The following is a 15,955-nucleotide window of genomic DNA, read 5'->3' on the forward strand; positions in this document are numbered from 1 at the left end:
GCCTACTCCATCGGGCGCTTGAGCCTCGCCACGAACTTGTACCGATCGCCCCGGTACACGGACCGCACCCACTCCACCGGCTTGCCCTCGTGGTCGAGCGAGTGCCGGGAGAGCATCAGCATCGGCAGGCCGACGTCGGTGCCGAGCAGGCCCGCCTCGCGCGGGGTGGCGAGGGAGGTCTCGATGGTCTCCTCGGCCTCCGCGAGGTGGACGTCGTAGACCTCGGCGAGCGCGGTGTAGAGGGACGTGTACTTCACCAGCGATCTGCGCAGGGCCGGGAAGCGCTTGGCGGAGAGATGGGTCGTCTCGATCGCCATCGGCTCACCGTTGGCCATGCGCAGCCGCTCGATGCGCAGCACCCGGCCGCCCGCGGTGATGTCGAGCAGCCCGGCGAGCCGGTCGTCGGCGGTGATGTAGCCGATGTCCAGCAGCTGCGAGGTCGGCTCCAGGCCCTGGGCGCGCATGTCCTCGGTGTAGGAGGTGAGCTGCAGCGCCTGGGAGACCTTGGGCTTGGCGACGAACGTGCCCTTGCCCTGGATCCGCTCCAGCCGGCCCTCCACCACCAGCTCCTGGAGGGCCTGGCGGACGGTCGTGCGGGAGGTGTCGAACTCGGCCGCCAGGGTGCGCTCGGGCGGGACCGCCGTGCCGGGTGCCTGGGTCTCCGTCATGTCGAGCAGGTGCTTCTTCAGGCGGTAGTACTTCGGCACGCGCGCGGTACGGACGGTCGCGCCGGCCTCGTTCTCCGCACTGCTGACGTCGGTGCTCATGCTCTGCCTTCCCGGCTCCGGATGCCGACAGCGACCGACTGGTATCGGCCACGGTTCACATCGTGGCACGGCTTCGTGTGTCGGAGTCCACCCGCACGCTCCGTGATCTCCCCTATATACCGTTGTCCCCGATGTTGGTCTAGTCCACAACCCTCCCCGGGGCGGCTAGATGCCCTGCCAGGCGGGCTTGTGGGCATAGGTGTGCCGGAAGTAGTCGGCGAGCTTCAGCTTGGCCGCCGCCGCCTCGTCGACGACCACCGTGGCGTGCGGGTGGAGCTGGAGCGCGGAGGCCGGGCAGACCGCGGCGACCGGCCCCTCGACGGTCGCGGCGACCGCGTCCGCCTTGCCCTCGCCGGTCGCCAGCAGCACCAGGTGCCGGGCCTCCAGGATGGTGCCGATGCCCTGGGTGATGACGTGGTGCGGGACCTGCTCGATGTCGCCGTCGAAGAAGCGGGCGTTGTCGACGCGGGTCTGCTCGGTCAGGGTCTTGATCCGGGTGCGCGAGGCGAGCGAGGAGCACGGCTCGTTGAACCCGATGTGCCCGTCGGTGCCGATCCCGAGCAGCTGGAGGTCCACTCCGCCGGCCTCGGCGAGCGCGCGGTCGTACGCCTCGCACGCAGCCTGGATGTCCTCGGCCGTGCCGTCGGGGCCGAGGAACGCGTCCATGCCGATGCCGAGCGGCTCCAGCACCTCCCGGCGCAGTACGGACCGGTAGGACTCCGGGTGGTCGGCGGGGAGTCCCACGTACTCGTCGAGCTGCGCTATCCGGGCCCGCGAGGCGTCCACGGCACCGGAGCCCACCTTGGCGGTCAGTGCCTGGTAGACGGGCAGCGGGGTGGAACCGGTGGCCACACCGAGCAGGGCGTCGGGCTTGCGTCGCAGCAGCTGGGCCATGGCCTCGGCGATCAGCTCGCCGCCCGCCGCGGCATCCGGAACGATGACAACTTCCACGCTGGGCCTGCCGTTCTGAAGTGGGCTCTGTGCGTCTCTATGTGGTTTAGACCAATCTAACAGAATCGGCGTTCACGGGCGCAGGAAAGGGCGCCGTCCTTCCTGTGAACGCACCCATGACTGTCACCTCTCCCCCCATTGCCTAGCGGTCGCTACAGAAAAACCGTATCCCGGTCCGGCGACATTTTCCTAGGGGGCGCTATAAAATTCACTCCATGGTGCAAGGGCAGGACACGACAGCGCAGGCCGGGGCCGCCAGGACACGCGGCAGGCCGCGCTCCTTCGACCGGGCCACCGCCCTGGAGAAGGCGCTCATGGCCTTCTGGGAGCGCGGCTACGAGGCCACATCCGTCTCCGATCTCACCCGGATCATGGGCATCGGGGCGCCCAGTCTGTACGCGGCCTTCGGCGACAAACGGACCCTGTTCGAGGAGGTCGTCCGGGTCTACGGCGCCACGCACGGCGCCTTCGCCGACCGGGCCCTCGCCGAGGAGCCCACCGCCCGCGCGGCCGTCGAGCGCACGCTCCGCGAGGCCGCCGCCGAGTACACCGACCCCGCCCACCCCTACGGCTGCCTGGTGGTGCACGCCGCCACCAACTGCACCAGCCCCGAGGTGGAGGAGTCACTGCGCGACCGGCGCAACGCCAACATCACCGCCCTCGCCGCGCGCATCCGGGCGGACGTCGCGGCCGGCCTGCTCCCCGCCGGCACCGACGCCGCCGTCCTCGCCCGGCACACCGGCGCGATGATCCAGGGCATGTCCCAGCAGGCCCGCGACGGAGCGAGCCGGGGGGAACTGGAGGCGCTCGCGGAAATTGCCATGTCCATCTGGCCCCACGACTGACCCGGGCGGGCTAGGCTTCGTGGCATCGGGTGCCACCGTTCCGCCGACGCACGTCCGCGCCGGGGACGGAACCCCTGACACGGCCGGGCCCGCCGCCCGCGGTACGCACCATGGACATGCCCACGTGGTCTAGTCCACAATCGAAGAGAACGACTGCAGACACAAGCCTCCGCCTTCCCCGCACAGGAGGGCGGATCGAGGAACCGGTGCTCTCTGCCCTGACTGCCCCGGCTCCTCGACCTTCGGCCGACCGGGACCGCACACCCCACGGCCGATGATGCTCCGGGCTGCGGTGCCGGGAGGGTTGAGGGTCCCTTCCAGGCGCCGCGGCCCGCGGGTGTTTTCCGGCCATCCGCAGGCCGCGGGTACCCTCGCACACGTGCCCTCCATGAACGAACTGGTCCGCCAGCACACCGCCCTCGACGACTCCGACCTCGAGTGGCTCCACCTGCTGGTCTCGGAGTGGCAGCTGCTCTCCGACCTCTCCTTCGCCGACCTGGTTCTGTGGGTCCCCACCCGGGACGGCACCCGGTACGTCTCGGTCGCCCAGATGCGGCCCAACACCGGCCCCACCTCCTACCAGGACGACATGGTCGGCCACCTGGTCCCGCGCGGCCGGCGGCCCATGCTGGACGCGGCGCTCGACGAGGGCCGGATCGTGCGCGAGGGTGACCCGGAGTGGCGCGAAGAGGTCCCCGTACGGGTCGAGTCCATCCCCGTGCGGCGCGAGGGCCGCGTCCTCGGTGTGATCGCCCGCAACACCAACCTGCTCACCGTGCGCACCCCGAGCCGCCTGGAGCTGACCTATCTCCAGAGCGCCTCCGACCTCGCGCAGATGATCGCAGCAGGATCGTTCCCCTTCCCCGACCAGCAGGTCGACATGGACGCCTCGCCGCGCGCCGGCGACGGTCTGATCCGGGTGGACGCGGACGGCGTCGTGCAGTACGCCTCCCCGAACGCCCTGTCCGCCTATCACCGCCTCGGCCTCGCCGCCGACCTGGTCGGCCAGCACCTCGGGCAGACCACCGCCGAACTCGCCCCCACCCGGGGCCCGGTGGACGAGGCGCTCGCCAAGGTGGCCAGCGGCTGGGCGCCGCGCGAGTTCGAGATCGAGGCCAACGACGGGGTCATCCAGTTCCGGACCATCCCGCTCAAGCCCAAGGGCACCCGCATCGGTTCCCTGGTGCTGTGCCGGGACGTGACCGAACTGCGGCGCCGCGAGCGTGAGTTGATCACCAAGGACGCCACCATCCGGGAGATCCACCACCGGGTGAAGAACAACCTCCAGACGGTCGCCGCCCTGCTCCGCCTCCAGGCCCGCCGCATCGACTCCGAGCGCGGCCGCGAGGCCCTGGAGGAGGCCGTCCGCCGGGTCGGCTCGATCGCCATCGTGCATGAGACGCTCTCCCAGAACCTGGACGAGCGGGTCGAGTTCGACGACATCGCCGACCGGGTGCTGGCGATGGTCGCGGAGATCTCGCCGGGCAAGGTGACCGGCCGGCGCACCGGACGGTTCGGGATACTCGACGCCGAGGTCGCCACCCCGCTGTCGATGGTCCTCACCGAAGTGCTGCAGAACGCCCTGGAGCACGGCTTCCGGCAGGGCGACACCGGCACGGTCGAGGTCTCCGCGGTCCGTGGCGGTACGGCGAAGGAGGCCCGCCTCCTGGTCACCGTCCAGGACGACGGCGTGGGCCTGCCCGAGGGCTTCGACCCGCACCGCTCGGGCAACCTGGGCCTGCAGATCGTACGGACGCTGGTCGAGGGCGAGTTGGGCGGCTCGTTCGACATGGTCCCGGCCCCGGAGCGGGGGACGCGGGTGATCCTGGACATTCCGGTGCTCGCGCAGAAGTGAGCGCGACTCGCGCGGCTCCCGCCGCCGCGCACGGCACCGGCACAGCAAAAAGCCCCGGACCGCCATGGGTCCGAGGCTCGTGCTCGTTGCTGCTCTGCTCAATCGCTAAGCGCATCGGGGGATACTGCGCGCTGCGGCTCGGGGGCGGGAGATGCGTGCGCGGTGCACGCGCCGCCAAGCTCAGGCTGTCAGCAGGGGTGGGTATGTCAGGCGGAGGCCTGACGGGCCCGGTTGCGGGCGGCACGGCGCTTCATCGCGCGACGCTCGTCCTCGCTGAGACCACCCCAGACGCCGGAGTCCTGACCGGACTCGAGCGCCCACTGCAGACACTGCTCGATCACCGGGCAGCGACGGCAGACGGCCTTGGCTTCCTCGATCTGCAGCAGCGCAGGACCGGTGTTGCCGATGGGGAAGAAGAGCTCGGGGTCTTCCTCGCGGCAAACGGCGTTGTGACGCCAGTCCATGGCTGCTACCTCTCCTTGGTATTACGTGCAAGTTGCTTGTGAATGTGAACGCTTTCACGAATCCCTCAACAAGTGAAGGGCCGATCGCCGAGTCTTCCTCGGCGTGGTCCTTGGTTTGAAGAGGGGTTCCGGTGATCAGTGGAGGCCGGTGTTGCGGGCCGTCCCGATCGCCACGTAGAGACTCGCAAACCTCAGCGGCGGATACAACCCCTTCCGGAAAGTTTTTTTTGATTCCTCGGTGTCGACTGGGTCACAGCCGTACTTCCATGGGGTGGATCCTGGCCTAAACGTTCGAGTGAAAGGACTTTCGCCCGTTCCGCTCACACAATCACACGCAGTGCGCGGCGTACGCCTGTGAACGTCACGCTTGTACGCAGCCCCAGGTGGTCACCGTCCATCTGAAGGGGCAGAGGGACCTTCGAATGCAAGGTGAACTGGTCCAGATCGTGCAGTGAGAGAGCGTGCTTGCCATGGGGTCCGCGCTCGGGGGACGAAGTGAGCAACTGGGTGCCATACCGGGCAACCGAGGCCGTGGACAGACGGCTGAGACCGAGTACGTCGATCCCTGTATCGAACGAGGCCTTAGGCGACGTGTACATAGGGCGATTGCCGAGATACGTCCAAGGGGACGTGTTCGAGACTATGGCCACCACGAGATCGCCGATCGGGTCCTCGCCCGGCTGCTCCAGTGTGATCGCGCCGTGCCGGCGGTTCGGCTCGCCGAGGAACTGCCGGATCACCTGACGCACATACAGCGCGTGCGTCGACTTCTTGCCGCGCTCGCGCTGCTGCTCGACCCGGCCCACCACGCCCGCGTCGAAGCCGAGCCCCGCGTTGAAGGTGAACCAGCGGTCCGGGACCGCCTCGTCCTCGGTGCCGGGCGTGCCCGAGGTCAGCCCGAGGCCGACGATGCGCTCGCTGCCCTCGCGCAGCGCGTCCAGCAGGGCGCCGGTGGCCTCGACGGGATCGTTCGGCAGACCCAGGGCGCGGGCGAAGACATTGGTGGAGCCACCGGGGACGACGGCGAGACCGGGCAGCCGCTCCGGCGCGGGCCCGGCGTGCAGCAGGCCGTTGACGACCTCGTTGACCGTGCCGTCACCGCCGAGGGCCACCACCAGGTCGATGTCGTCGCTGTCCGCCGCCTGCCGGCCGAGGTCGCGCGCGTGGCCGCGGTACTCGGTGGTGACCGCCTCCAGCTTCATCTCGCTCGCCAGCGCGTGGATCAGCACGTCACGCCTGCGTGCGCTTGTGGTGGTAGCCGCCGGATTGACCACGAGAAGTGCACGCATGGATGGCAGCGTACCTACTGGGGGGTACCGGGCCCATAGCGAGGTAGGGATCAGGTAAGAGGAAGGGACGTGAAGATGAACACGTGGTGCGGGCCGGGTGCGGCGCGGGCGGTGTGCGACGCCTTTCCCGCGCCCCCTGGGGACGGCCGCACCCACCCCGCTACCCTTCTGGGGTGAGCAGTGAGCAGACCCCCACCCAGGAACCCCGCCCCCGTCGGCTGACGTACGCCGCCGTGCTGGCCGCGCTGGAAGGGGTCGCGCTGCTGGCCGGCGGCCTGTGGGTGCTCGTCCGCGGGATCACCGGCTCCCCGGACGACCGGCAGCAGGCCGTGACCTTGGGGATCACCCTGGCCGTGCTCGCGCTGCTGCCGCTGCTCGCCGCGCGCGGACTGCTGCTGCGGCGCAGCTGGAGCCGCGGCCCCGCGGTGATCACGCAGATCATGGCGCTTCCGGTCGCCTACAACCTGCTCAAGGCCGACAGCGTCGCCATCCCGGTCGGGATCGCGCTCGCGGTGGTCGCCGTGGCCGCGCTGGTGCTCCTCGTCAACGGGGAGACGACCCGGGCCCTGGGCATCAAGGGACCGGGCCGGACCGAATAGGGCTCACTCCTCCACGAGGAGCTTCTCCCGCAGCTGGGCCAGCGTGCGGGCCAGCAGCCGGGAGACGTGCATCTGCGAGATGCCGACCTCCTGCGCGATCTGCGACTGGGTCATGTTCCCGAAGAAGCGCAGCAGCAGGATCCGCTTCTCCCGCGGCGGCAGGTCCTCCAGCAGCGGCTTGAGTGACTCGCGGTACTCCACGCCCTCCAGCGCCTCGTCCTCCGCGCCGAGGGTGTCGGCGACCGCCGGGGACTCGTCGTCGGTGTCGGGGACGTCCAGGGACAGCGTGGAGTAGGCGTTCGCCGACTCCAGGCCCTCCAGGACCTCCTCCTCGGAGATGGCGAGCTTCTCCGCCAGCTCGTGCACGGTGGGGGAGCGGCCGTGCAGCTGGGACAGCTCGGCCGTCGCCGTGGTCAGTGCCAGCCGCAGCTCCTGCAGCCGGCGCGGCACGCGGACCGCCCAGCCCTTGTCGCGGAAGTGCCGCTTGATCTCGCCGACCACGGTCGGCGTGGCGTACGTGGAGAACTCCACACCGCGCTCGGGGTCGAACCGGTCGACGGACTTGATCAGCCCGATCGTGGCGACCTGGGTGAGGTCGTCGAGCGGCTCGCCGCGGTTGCGGAACCGGCGGGCCAGGTGCTCCACGAGCGGCAGATGCATGCGGACCAGCTGGTTGCGCAGCTCGGCGTACTCCGCGCTGCCCGCGTTCAGCTTGCGCAGCTCGACGAACTTCGCCCGCGCGCCGCTGCGGTCATGAGGGTCGTGCGGTACGGCCTGCACGGCCTCTGCGCCCGACGCCTCGCCCTCCGCATGTCGCTCGTGCTCGCTCATCGTCCCGCCCGTAGCCCTTCCCCGAGCCCTCGCCCCCGCGCGGACGGCGGGGGAGGCCCCGCCCCGTCCCTCCGGCGGCGCGCCCTGTGCGGCACCGTCACCGCCGTCGGCCTGCGCGGAGTCGTCCTCCGGGTGTGGCCTGGCCTGTTCGGGGATGCCGTCGATGCCGTCCGCCATGCGCCGGGGACCGCCCAGAGGGTCCTCCCCGGGGGTCTCGGCCGTGCTCGCCCAGGGGGCACCCCCGTCCCCGGCGGGCAGCTCCCGTGTGCCGCGCTCTTCGTCCCGCACCGGACCGTCCCCGTTCCTCACGCCGGGCCAGGGCCCGCGCCGCGCTGTTTGTAGAGGCTGATCGACACCGTCTTGTCCTCGTCGACGGCGGACGAGACCTTGCCCGCGAGGGCCGACAGCACGGTCCAGGCGAAGGTGTCCCGCGAGGGGGCGTGACCGTCCGTGGTCGGCGCCGAGACCGTGACCTCCAGCGAGTCGTCGACGAGCCGGAAGACACAGCTGAGAACGGAGCCGGGAACGGCCTGCTGAAGCAGGATCGCGCAGGCCTCGTCCACGGCGATGCGCAGGTCCTCGATCTCGTCCAGGGTGAAGTCCAAGCGGGCCGCGAGACCGGCCGTGGCCGTCCGCAGCACCGACAGGTAGGCACCCGCAGCCGGCAGCCGGACTTCCACGAAGTCCTGATTCGCCGTGGGCTCGCCTGCGATCTGGGACACCCTCACCTCCATGGTGGTACAAGCTTTACGGGGCCGAGGGTCGCCCCTCGGGCTAACGCGTACGTGGTTCCGCGGTGACGCTATCGCGCTCCGAACGTTTCTGTCCCCGGGACCCCAACCCCCTGGCGTCACTCACAGTAAAGCTGTGGATACGCTCCGTGTCTAGGGGGTTTGCGCGCCCAAATGCGAAGAGCGCGCGCCGGGTTGACGTACCCAGACGTCAGACGCTCGAACCGTCGTGCGACCGCTCCGCATGCAGTGTCACACGAGAACCCGCCCAAGCGGGAACACGATCAGACGAGCACGTGATCCACGAAGCACCACCGCCAGTCCTCGCCGGGCTCGAAGGTCCGCATCACCGGGTGCCCGGACTGCGCGTGGTGCTCCGTGGCGTGCCTGCCCGGCGAGGAGTCGCAGCAGCCCACGTGCCCGCAGCTGAGGCACAGCCGCAGCTGCACCGGGTGGGTGCCGTCGCGCCGACACTCGGGGCAGGTCTTGTCGAGCGGCTCCGGTTCCGGCTGCGGCAGCGCGTCGGCGTGCGTGCACTGTTTCATGATTGCCAGATTACGACGGGTGTGCGGGTGACCGCGCGGAAAACAAGGGTGGGCGAGAACCATGGACGTGATGCCGCTGTTGTTGCTGGTGGCGGGCAGCGCCGCGGTCGCCGCGGCGGCCCGGCGCACCCCCGCGCCGGCGCCCCTGCTGCTGGTCGCCGCCGGCCTGGCGGTGTCCTACCTCCCCGGCGTCCCGTCGTACACCCTCGATCCCGAGGTCGTGCTGCCGCTGCTGCTGCCCCCGCTGCTGTACACCTCGGCGAGCGACAGCTCCTATCTCGATCTCCGGGCGCAGCTGCGGCCGGTGGCGCTGCTGTCGGTGGGGTACGTGCTCTTCGCGACCGTCGTCGTCGGCTGGGCCGCCTATCTGCTGATCCCCGGGCTGCCGCTGACCGCCGCGCTGGTGCTGGGCGCGGTGGTGGCGCCACCGGACGCGGTGGCGGCGACCGCGGTCGCGCGCCGGGTCGGCCTGCCCTCCCGGATCACCACGATCCTGCAGGGCGAGTCCCTGCTGAACGACGCCACCGCGATCACCGCCTACAAGGTGGCGCTCGGCGCGGCCGTCGGGGCGGGGGCCACCTGGGCGGGCGGGATCGGCGAGTTCCTGCTCGCCTCGGTCGGCGGTGTGGGCATCGGTCTCGTCCTCATGGCGCCCCTGCACTGGCTGCGCACGCACCTGACCGAGCCGCTGCTGCAGAACACCCTCTCCCTGCTGATCCCGTTCGTCGCCTACGGGGTCGCCGAGCAGGCGCACGCCTCCGGGGTGCTCGCGGTCGTGGTCGTCGCCCTCTATCTCGGGCACCGCGCGTGGGAGGTCGACTTCGCCACGCGCCTGCAGGAGGAGGCGGTGTGGAAGATGGTCGCCTTCATCCTGGAGTCCGCCGTGTTCGCCCTGATCGGCCTGCAGCTGCCGGTCGTCCTCAAGCGGCTCGGCGAGTACGAGGGCTCCACCGCGGCCTGGTACGCGGTGGCCGTCTTCCTCGTCGTCGTCGCGACCCGGTTCGTGTGGGTCTACCCGGCGGCCTTCGTGCCCCGGCTGCTGTCCCGGCGCATCAGGGAGCGCGAGGAGAACCCGACCTGGCGGGGCGCCATGGTCACCGCGTGGGCGGGCATGCGCGGAGTGGTCTCCCTGGCCATCGCCTTCGCCATCCCGGCGACCATGAGCGACGGCCCGCGCAACCTGGTCCTCTTCCTGACCTTCACCACGGTCATCGGCACCCTGGTGGTGCAGGGCGTGACGCTGCCCCCGCTGATCCGCCTGCTGAAGTTCCCCAGCCGCGACCGGCAGGCCGAGACGCTCGCCGAGGCCAACGCCCAGGCCCAGGCCTCCCGGGCCGCCGAGAGCCGCCTGGACGACCTCCTCTCCGACGAGCGCAACGCCCTGCCGCCCCCGCTCGCCGACCGGCTGCGCCAGGTCCTGGAGCGCCGCCGCAACGCCGTCTGGGAACGCCTCGGCCAGACCAACCCGGTCACCGGCGAGTCCGTGGACGACACCTACCGCCGGCTGTCCCGGGAGATGATCAGCGCCGAACGCGAGGTCTTCGTCAGGCTCCGCGACCTGCGCTACATCGACGACGAGATGCTGCGCGCCCTGTTGCGACGGCTGGACCTGGAGGAGGCGGCGGCCTACCGGGAGACGGCCTAGAGCAGCCGGGCCGGCCCACCGGGCCGTCCCGGCCGGTTCCGGCGGGCGCCGGCGCGCGGACGCCGTCACCCGGTGAAAGGCGCGCCTGTGATCACGGCGGCCACGGCCGTCCCCCGGGCGAACGCGTCCTCCGCCGCCAGGGTGACGAGGGCGTGCAGCATCTTGGCGACATAGACACGTTCGACGGGCAGACCGTGACGGTCCTCGAAGTCTCGTGCGAACGCGTCCAGTTCCGGTGTCGTACGGGCGTAACCGCCGCAGTGGAAGCGGTCGTCGAGGGACCAGGTGCCGGTGCGGGCGCCGAAGGCACGTTCCTGCAGGGCCTGTATGCCGGCCCCGAGGAACCCGCCCCTGAGCACCGGTACGCCGAGCGCGCGCTGCCCGGGTCCCAGTCCGGCCGCCAGTCCCGCGAGCGTGCCGCCGGTGCCGCAGGCGACCGCCGTCACGTCCGCGAGGCCGCGCAGCTCCTCGCCGAGGGCCCGGCAGCCGTGCACGGCCTCGGTGTTGCTGCCGCCCTCGGGGACGACGTACGCCTCCTCTGCGCCGGCCGCGCGCAGGATCGCGGCCAGGGTCTCCGGCTCGGTCTTGCGGCGGTACGCCTGCCTGTCGACGAAGTGCAGGCGCATGCCGTCGGCCGCACACCGGGCCAGGGACGGGTTGAGCGGGCGGTCGGCCAGCTCGTCGCCGCGCACCACGCCGGTGGTCGGCAGCCCCAGCAGGCGGCCCGCGGCCGCGGTGGCCCGCAGATGGTTGGAGTAGGCCCCGCCGAACGTGACCAGCGGGCGGCCCGCCGCCGCCTCGATGTTCGGCACCAGCTTGCGCCACTTGTTGCCGATCAGCTCCGGGTGGATCAGGTCGTCCCGCTTGAGCAGCAGCCGGAGCCCGCGCCGGGCGAAACGGCCGTCCCGCACCTCCTGGAGAGGGGAGGGGAGGCGCGGGAGGAGCTGCTCGGGGCTGGTCACGCCGCCATTGTCCCGCCGTACCGGGCCGAGCGGAGGAGGGGGCGGGCGGGTCCCCGGCCGCCTACGCCTTCAGCCGTTCCTCGACCCGCTCCCGCAGCCAGGCCATGCCGAACCCCTTCGGGTCCACCTTCCCCGGCTGCCACTCCAAGTGGCCGATGACCGACCTCCCGGACCAGCCGTGCGCCCGGCACACCCCGGCGGCGGCCCGTACGATCGCGTTCAGCTGGGCCTCCGGCCAGGGATCCTCGCCGTCGCCCAGGTTCTCGCACTCGAAGCCGTAGAAGTGCCGGTTGCCGTCGGTGTTCGCCTCGTTGTCGGACGGCAGTCCCTGCTCCGCGATCACCGCGCGCAGCACGTCGTCGTCGCCGAGCCCCGCGTGGTTGGCGCGGCCGTGACCGACCAGGTGGACCGTGCCGTCCTTGGTGATCACGCCGTGGCACAGCGGGCCGGGCAGCGCCGTGTGCCCGTCCCGGCAGAGCTGCACCGTGTGCGCGCTGCCGGAGGTCACCGTGTGGTGGATCATCACGCCGTGGACCGGGCCCCACGGGCCCTTGTGATTGCGGTTGTGGTTCCGCCAGTCGCCGACCTCGACGACCGCGAGGCCCTCCGCCCGCAGTGCGTCCAGAAATCCGCTCGCGGACATGGGTGGGGCCATGCCGCCTCCTTCGTGTCGTGGCCACCGGCCGCCCGTAGCGGCCGTTTCGTCCTGCTCGCTTCTACCGAAAACGGACGTCCCGGGCCACCTCGTTCGCACACCGTGCGAGCCGATCCGGACACAAACGCGCAGGCTGCAGGGGCGCGCCGGCATGTGGCGAGGTCCCTCTTCGTGCCCAGTAGTCCGATGATCCATTCCCGCTCTTTCGGGTAATGGCGCGACCACGTTCCGTGATGGAAGGCTCGGGTGTGAGACCGGTGCCGGTGCGATACGGCATCGGGCATACATGGGAGGACGTTTCTCTATGTCGGTAGGCGACGAGGTCCGCACGGATCAGGACAAGCCGCAGCAGTCCCTCGGCACGGCGGCAGCGCGGAACCTGGCCACGACCACCAAGTCCGTTCCACAGATGCAGGAGATCAGCTCCCGCTGGCTGCTGCGCACGCTTCCCTGGGTGGACGTCCAGGGCGGCACGTACCGCGTCAACAGGCGACTGAGCTACACCGTCGGCGACGGCCGCATCACCTTCGTGAAGACCGGTGACCAGGTGGAGGTCATCCCGGCCGAGCTCGGCGAGCTGCCGGCCCTGCGCGCGTACGAGGACGACGAGGTGCTGACGGAGCTGGCCCGCCGTTGCCGGCAGCGCGACTTCGCGCCCGGCGAGGTCATCGCCGACTTCGGCAACCGGACCGACGAGGTGTACCTGCTCGCCCACGGCCGGGTCGAGAAGGTCGGCACCGGCCCCTACGGCGACGACGCCGTCCTCGGAGTCCTCGCCGACGGCGCCTACTTCGGCGACCAGGCACTGCTGGACCCGGACGCCATCTGGGAGTACACCGTCCGCGCGGGCACCGCGGCCACGGTGCTCATCCTCAGCCGCAACGACTTCGAGCAGGTCGCGGAGCGCTCCGACTCGCTGCGCGCCCACCTCGAGCAGGTGCGCTCGATCCCCGAGCAGCGGACCAACAAGTACGGCGAGAAGGAGGTCGCGCTGGCGGCCGGTCACTCCGGCGAGCCCGACATCCCGCACACCTTCGTGGACTACGAGTCCCGGCCGCGCGAGTACGAACTGAGCATCGCCCAGACCGTGCTGCGCATCCACACGCGCGTGGCCGACCTGTACAACCAGCCGATGAACCAGACCGAGCAGCAGTTGCGGCTCACCGTCGAGGCGTTGAAGGAGCGCCAGGAGCACGAGCTCGTCAACAACCGCGAGTTCGGCCTGCTCCACAACTGCGAGTACGACCAGCGGCTCCAGCCGCACGACGGTGTGCCCGGCCCGGACGACATGGACGAGCTGCTCAGCCGCCGCCGCGGCACCAAGCTGTTCCTCGCCCACCCGCGCGCGATCGCCGCGTTCGGACGCGAGCTGAACAAGCGCGGACTGGTCCCGGAGACCGTCGAGATCGCGGGCAACCGGATCCCCACCTGGCGCGGGGTGCCGATCTACCCGTGCAACAAGATCCCGGTCAGCGACGCCCGTACGACCTCGATCATCGCGATGCGTACCGGCGAGTCCGAGCAGGGCGTCATCGGCCTGAGGCAGTCCGGCGTACCGGACGAGATCGAGCCGAGCCTGTCCGTCCGGTTCATGGGCATCAACGAACAGGCCATCATCAAGTACCTCGTGACGGCCTACTACTCGGCCGCCGTCCTGGTGCCCGACGCGCTGGGCGTGCTGGAGAACGTCGAGATCGGCCGGTGGAGGTGACGTTTCCGCACGTCGCCGCCGTGTCCCCGCCCCTCGGCAGGGGTAGACCCTCGGAACACGCGTCCGGCCGGGCCGGCGCCGCCGGCGTCCGCGGACGCGGCGAGGGGGGAGACATGGCCGAGTTCATGGCGGAGACCGGACAGCGTTCCCCCGGCGTGCCGCGTTCCGGCACGGCGGGGGAGCGGCGGGACCGGGGCGGTGACACCGCCGGGGGCCCGCTCGACGGGCAGGAGGCGGCGGCGCTGCTGGAGTGCACCCGCGCCCTGGTCGACCCGGAGCTGCGCGCGGCCGTCGAGTCGCTGCCCGGCTCCATGCGCCGGATCGCGCTCTACCACTTCGGCTGGCAGCACGCCGACGGCAGCCCGGCCGGCGGCGCCGCCGGCAAGGCGATAAGGCCCGCGCTCGTGCTCGCCGCGGCCGGCGCGCTCGGCGGCCCGGCGGCCCGGGTGGCGGCCGTCCGTGCCGCGGCGGCGGTCGAACTGGTCCACAACTTCACGCTGTTGCACGACGACGTGATGGACCGGGACACCTCCCGCCGGCACCGTCCCACGGCCTGGACCGTGTTCGGCGACGCCCACGCGATCCTCGGCGGCGACGCCCTCCAGGCGCTCGCCCTGCGGCTGCTCGCCGTGGACCCGCACCCGGCCTCCGTCCCGGCCGCGGCCCGGCTCGCGGACTGTGTCGTGGAGCTGTGCGCCGGCCAGCACACGGACACCGACCTGGCGGACCGCGCCCCGGACGAGGTCACCCTCGATGAGGTGCTCGCCATGGCGGAGGCGAAGACCGGCGCCCTGCTGGGGTGCGCCTGCGCGGTCGGCGCGCTGTACGCGGGCGCCGGTGCGGAGGAGGTGGCCGCGCTGGACGGCTTCGGCCGTCAGGCCGGGCTCGCCTTCCAGCTGATCGACGACGTCATCGGGATATGGGGCGACCCGCGGCACACCGGCAAGCCGGCCGGCGCGGATCTCGCGGCCCGCAAGAAGTCCCTGCCGGTGGTGGCGGCGCTCGGCTCCGACACCCCGGCGGCGGCCGAACTCGCCGCGCTGTACGGGAAGCCGTACGTCACCGGGGACTCCGCCGGCCTCGCGCGCACGGCGCTGGCCGTGGAGCGGGCCGGCGGCCGGGACTGGGCGCAGGCCGAGGCGGCCGACCGGATGGCCCGCGCCGTGCAGGAGCTGAGCCGCGCGGTGCCCGACCCGGAGGCGGCGGGGAACCTGCTGGCCCTCGCCGAGTTCGTGACCCGGCGCAGCAGCTGAGTGAGCGCTGCCGGCAGCCGGACAGACCCCGGAGCCCCGGCCCCGTGCGGTTCCTGACCCCGCACGGCCACCGGGGCTCCGGCCGGGCGGGCCCCCACATCCCCACAATGTGCGGGGCCCGCCCTCTCGTAGGGTTCGGAGCGGCACCGGCGGACACCGGTGCCGCTCCGCGCCCCTGACGCATGCCGGTGTCCGGCGGCGGGGCCGATAGCGTGGACGCATGCCGAAACTGCCCCGCATCTTCCACGTCACCGAGCGCTCCCTGTGGGAGGCGGCCCGCGCACATGGCGCCTACGAGGTGTCCACCCGGGGCCGGACCCTCCAGGAGGAGGGCTTCATCCACTTCTCCACCCAGGAGCAGCTCCCGCGCATCGCCGCGTTCCTGTACGGCGACTACGACGGTCCGGACGACCTGGTGGTGCTGGTCGTCGACCCGGCCCGGGTGGGCGTGCCGGTGAGGTACGAGTCGATGGAGCCGGGTGGCGAGGAGTTCCCGCACGTGTACGGCCCCGTGCCGGTCGAGGCCGTGGTCGACGTGGAGCCCTGGGGGTGACGCGGACGGGGGGTGCGCGCCGCCGGTGGTGGCGGTGGGCGGTGCCGGCGTGGGCGGTGGCCGTCGCGGTAGGGGGAGGAGCCACGTTCTGGCTGCAGCAGGAGGCCCGGCCCGGGGGACCGTACGTCTGGCAGGACGGCGGCGGCTCCGCGCCCCCTGCGGACGGGAAGCCGCTGAGTGACGACGGCGCGGACGAGGAACGGCACGGCTGCCCGCCGGAGTTCGCGGCCGCTTCGGCCCCTGGGTCTGCCACCGGTTCGGCCGCGGAGCCGTACGGCACCCCGCTCGTGTGCGTTACG

17 protein-coding genes are annotated in these 15,955 nt (G+C 71.7%); 8 read left to right on the forward strand and 9 right to left on the reverse strand.

Annotation, left to right across the window (positions count from 1 at the left end; genetic code table 11):
- Positions 1 to 2 precede the first annotated feature (2 nt).
- Together AB0N17_RS25630 and nagB are read right to left on the reverse strand one after the other, a co-directional pair.
- The gene (locus tag AB0N17_RS25630) at positions 3 to 767 is read right to left on the reverse strand and encodes a GntR family transcriptional regulator (protein ID WP_366013822.1); all 765 of its coding nucleotides are present in this window, start codon (positions 765 to 767) and stop codon (positions 3 to 5) included.
- A 165-nt stretch (positions 768 to 932) separates the two neighbouring features.
- Positions 933 to 1,718 (reverse strand): glucosamine-6-phosphate deaminase, encoded by a 786-nt coding sequence (nagB, locus tag AB0N17_RS25635; RefSeq protein WP_366013823.1) that lies wholly within the window; start codon positions 1,716 to 1,718, stop codon positions 933 to 935.
- Between the two features lie 215 nt (positions 1,719 to 1,933).
- Between nagB and AB0N17_RS25640 the strand changes: the two genes are divergently transcribed.
- Together AB0N17_RS25640 and AB0N17_RS25645 are read left to right on the forward strand one after the other, a co-directional pair.
- Complete coding sequence (locus AB0N17_RS25640) at positions 1,934 to 2,563, forward strand: TetR/AcrR family transcriptional regulator (RefSeq protein WP_366013824.1); 630 nt, start codon at positions 1,934 to 1,936, stop codon at positions 2,561 to 2,563.
- Positions 2,564 to 2,951: 388 nt separating this feature from the next.
- Positions 2,952 to 4,418 (forward strand): PAS domain-containing sensor histidine kinase, encoded by a 1,467-nt coding sequence (locus AB0N17_RS25645; RefSeq protein ID WP_366013933.1) that lies wholly within the window; start codon positions 2,952 to 2,954, stop codon positions 4,416 to 4,418.
- Positions 4,419 to 4,624: 206 nt separating this feature from the next.
- On the opposite strand, the gene AB0N17_RS25650 is transcribed toward AB0N17_RS25645, so the two are convergent.
- Together AB0N17_RS25650 and AB0N17_RS25655 are read right to left on the reverse strand one after the other, a co-directional pair.
- Positions 4,625 to 4,882 carry a WhiB family transcriptional regulator gene (locus tag AB0N17_RS25650; RefSeq protein WP_003992873.1) on the reverse strand — a complete coding sequence of 86 codons (258 nt, stop codon included), beginning with the start codon at positions 4,880 to 4,882 and terminating at the stop codon, positions 4,625 to 4,627.
- A gap of 320 nt (positions 4,883 to 5,202) precedes the next feature.
- Entirely contained in the window at positions 5,203 to 6,171 is a 969-nt protein-coding gene (locus AB0N17_RS25655) for a diacylglycerol kinase family protein (RefSeq protein WP_366013825.1), read from the reverse strand.
- Between the two features lie 173 nt (positions 6,172 to 6,344).
- Between AB0N17_RS25655 and AB0N17_RS25660 the strand changes: the two genes are divergently transcribed.
- A complete protein-coding gene (locus AB0N17_RS25660; protein WP_366013826.1) occupies positions 6,345 to 6,770 on the forward strand; it encodes a hypothetical protein in 426 nt (141 codons plus the stop codon).
- Positions 6,771 to 6,773: 3 nt separating this feature from the next.
- Here AB0N17_RS25660 and AB0N17_RS25665 read toward each other — a convergent pair whose 3' ends face one another.
- The 3 genes from AB0N17_RS25665 to AB0N17_RS25675 form a co-directional block, all read right to left on the reverse strand.
- Complete coding sequence (locus AB0N17_RS25665; RefSeq protein ID WP_366013827.1) at positions 6,774 to 7,889, reverse strand: RNA polymerase sigma factor SigF; 1,116 nt, start codon at positions 7,887 to 7,889, stop codon at positions 6,774 to 6,776.
- Positions 7,890 to 7,906: 17 nt separating this feature from the next.
- Positions 7,907 to 8,323, reverse strand: a complete 417-nt coding sequence (locus tag AB0N17_RS25670; protein ID WP_030741206.1) for an anti-sigma regulatory factor — start codon at positions 8,321 to 8,323, stop codon at positions 7,907 to 7,909.
- Between the two features lie 293 nt (positions 8,324 to 8,616).
- Entirely contained in the window at positions 8,617 to 8,877 is a 261-nt protein-coding gene (locus AB0N17_RS25675; RefSeq protein ID WP_366013828.1) for a UBP-type zinc finger domain-containing protein, read from the reverse strand.
- 61 nt (positions 8,878 to 8,938) lie between these two features.
- On the opposite strand from AB0N17_RS25675, the gene AB0N17_RS25680 reads away from it, so the two are divergent.
- Positions 8,939 to 10,522, forward strand: coding sequence for a Na+/H+ antiporter (locus AB0N17_RS25680; RefSeq protein WP_366013829.1), 1,584 nt, complete (start codon positions 8,939 to 8,941; stop codon positions 10,520 to 10,522).
- Between the two features lie 65 nt (positions 10,523 to 10,587).
- Here AB0N17_RS25680 and AB0N17_RS25685 read toward each other — a convergent pair whose 3' ends face one another.
- Together AB0N17_RS25685 and AB0N17_RS25690 are read right to left on the reverse strand one after the other, a co-directional pair.
- On the reverse strand, positions 10,588 to 11,484 hold the full coding sequence (locus AB0N17_RS25685) for a pyridoxal-phosphate dependent enzyme (protein WP_366013830.1): 897 nt from the start codon (positions 11,482 to 11,484) through the stop codon (positions 10,588 to 10,590).
- 61 nt (positions 11,485 to 11,545) lie between these two features.
- Positions 11,546 to 12,139, reverse strand: a complete 594-nt coding sequence (locus tag AB0N17_RS25690) for an N-acetylmuramoyl-L-alanine amidase (RefSeq protein ID WP_366013831.1) — start codon at positions 12,137 to 12,139, stop codon at positions 11,546 to 11,548.
- Between the two features lie 304 nt (positions 12,140 to 12,443).
- Here AB0N17_RS25690 and AB0N17_RS25695 point away from each other — a divergent pair, with 304 nt between their 5' ends.
- From AB0N17_RS25695 to AB0N17_RS25710, 4 genes are all read left to right on the forward strand, one after another.
- A complete protein-coding gene (locus AB0N17_RS25695; protein ID WP_366013832.1) occupies positions 12,444 to 13,850 on the forward strand; it encodes a family 2B encapsulin nanocompartment shell protein in 1,407 nt (468 codons plus the stop codon).
- Between the two features lie 113 nt (positions 13,851 to 13,963).
- Positions 13,964 to 15,103, forward strand: a complete 1,140-nt coding sequence (locus AB0N17_RS25700) for a family 2 encapsulin nanocompartment cargo protein polyprenyl transferase (RefSeq protein WP_366013833.1) — start codon at positions 13,964 to 13,966, stop codon at positions 15,101 to 15,103.
- Positions 15,104 to 15,323: 220 nt separating this feature from the next.
- Entirely contained in the window at positions 15,324 to 15,656 is a 333-nt protein-coding gene (locus AB0N17_RS25705; RefSeq protein WP_366013834.1) for a DUF952 domain-containing protein, read from the forward strand.
- The coding region (locus tag AB0N17_RS25710; RefSeq protein ID WP_366013835.1) for a hypothetical protein at positions 15,653 to 15,955 on the forward strand (303 nt) is incomplete at its 3' end. The genes AB0N17_RS25705 and AB0N17_RS25710, both read left to right, overlap by 4 nt.

Source organism: Streptomyces sp. NPDC051133 (genome assembly GCF_040682635.1).
In the GTDB taxonomy this organism is placed as follows: domain Bacteria; phylum Actinomycetota; class Actinomycetes; order Streptomycetales; family Streptomycetaceae; genus Streptomyces.

Excerpts from the sequence above, each read along its gene's own strand:
- AB0N17_RS25630 (WP_366013822.1), bottom strand. The coding sequence starts at position 767 with ATGAGCACCGACGTCAGCAGTGCGGAGAACGAGGCCGGCGCGACCGTC.
- AB0N17_RS25640 (WP_366013824.1), top strand. The coding sequence starts at position 1,934 with ATGGTGCAAGGGCAGGACACGACAGCGCAGGCCGGGGCCGCCAGGACA.
- AB0N17_RS25645 (WP_366013933.1), top strand. The coding sequence starts at position 2,952 with ATGAACGAACTGGTCCGCCAGCACACCGCCCTCGACGACTCCGACCTC.
- AB0N17_RS25650 (WP_003992873.1), bottom strand. The coding sequence starts at position 4,882 with ATGGACTGGCGTCACAACGCCGTTTGCCGCGAGGAAGACCCCGAGCTC.
- AB0N17_RS25655 (WP_366013825.1), bottom strand. The coding sequence starts at position 6,171 with ATGCGTGCACTTCTCGTGGTCAATCCGGCGGCTACCACCACAAGCGCA.
- AB0N17_RS25675 (WP_366013828.1), bottom strand. The coding sequence starts at position 8,877 with ATGAAACAGTGCACGCACGCCGACGCGCTGCCGCAGCCGGAACCGGAG.
- AB0N17_RS25680 (WP_366013829.1), top strand. The coding sequence starts at position 8,939 with ATGGACGTGATGCCGCTGTTGTTGCTGGTGGCGGGCAGCGCCGCGGTC.
- AB0N17_RS25690 (WP_366013831.1), bottom strand. The coding sequence starts at position 12,139 with ATGGCCCCACCCATGTCCGCGAGCGGATTTCTGGACGCACTGCGGGCG.
- AB0N17_RS25695 (WP_366013832.1), top strand. The coding sequence starts at position 12,444 with ATGTCGGTAGGCGACGAGGTCCGCACGGATCAGGACAAGCCGCAGCAG.
- AB0N17_RS25700 (WP_366013833.1), top strand. The coding sequence starts at position 13,964 with ATGGCCGAGTTCATGGCGGAGACCGGACAGCGTTCCCCCGGCGTGCCG.
- AB0N17_RS25705 (WP_366013834.1), top strand. The coding sequence starts at position 15,324 with ATGCCGAAACTGCCCCGCATCTTCCACGTCACCGAGCGCTCCCTGTGG.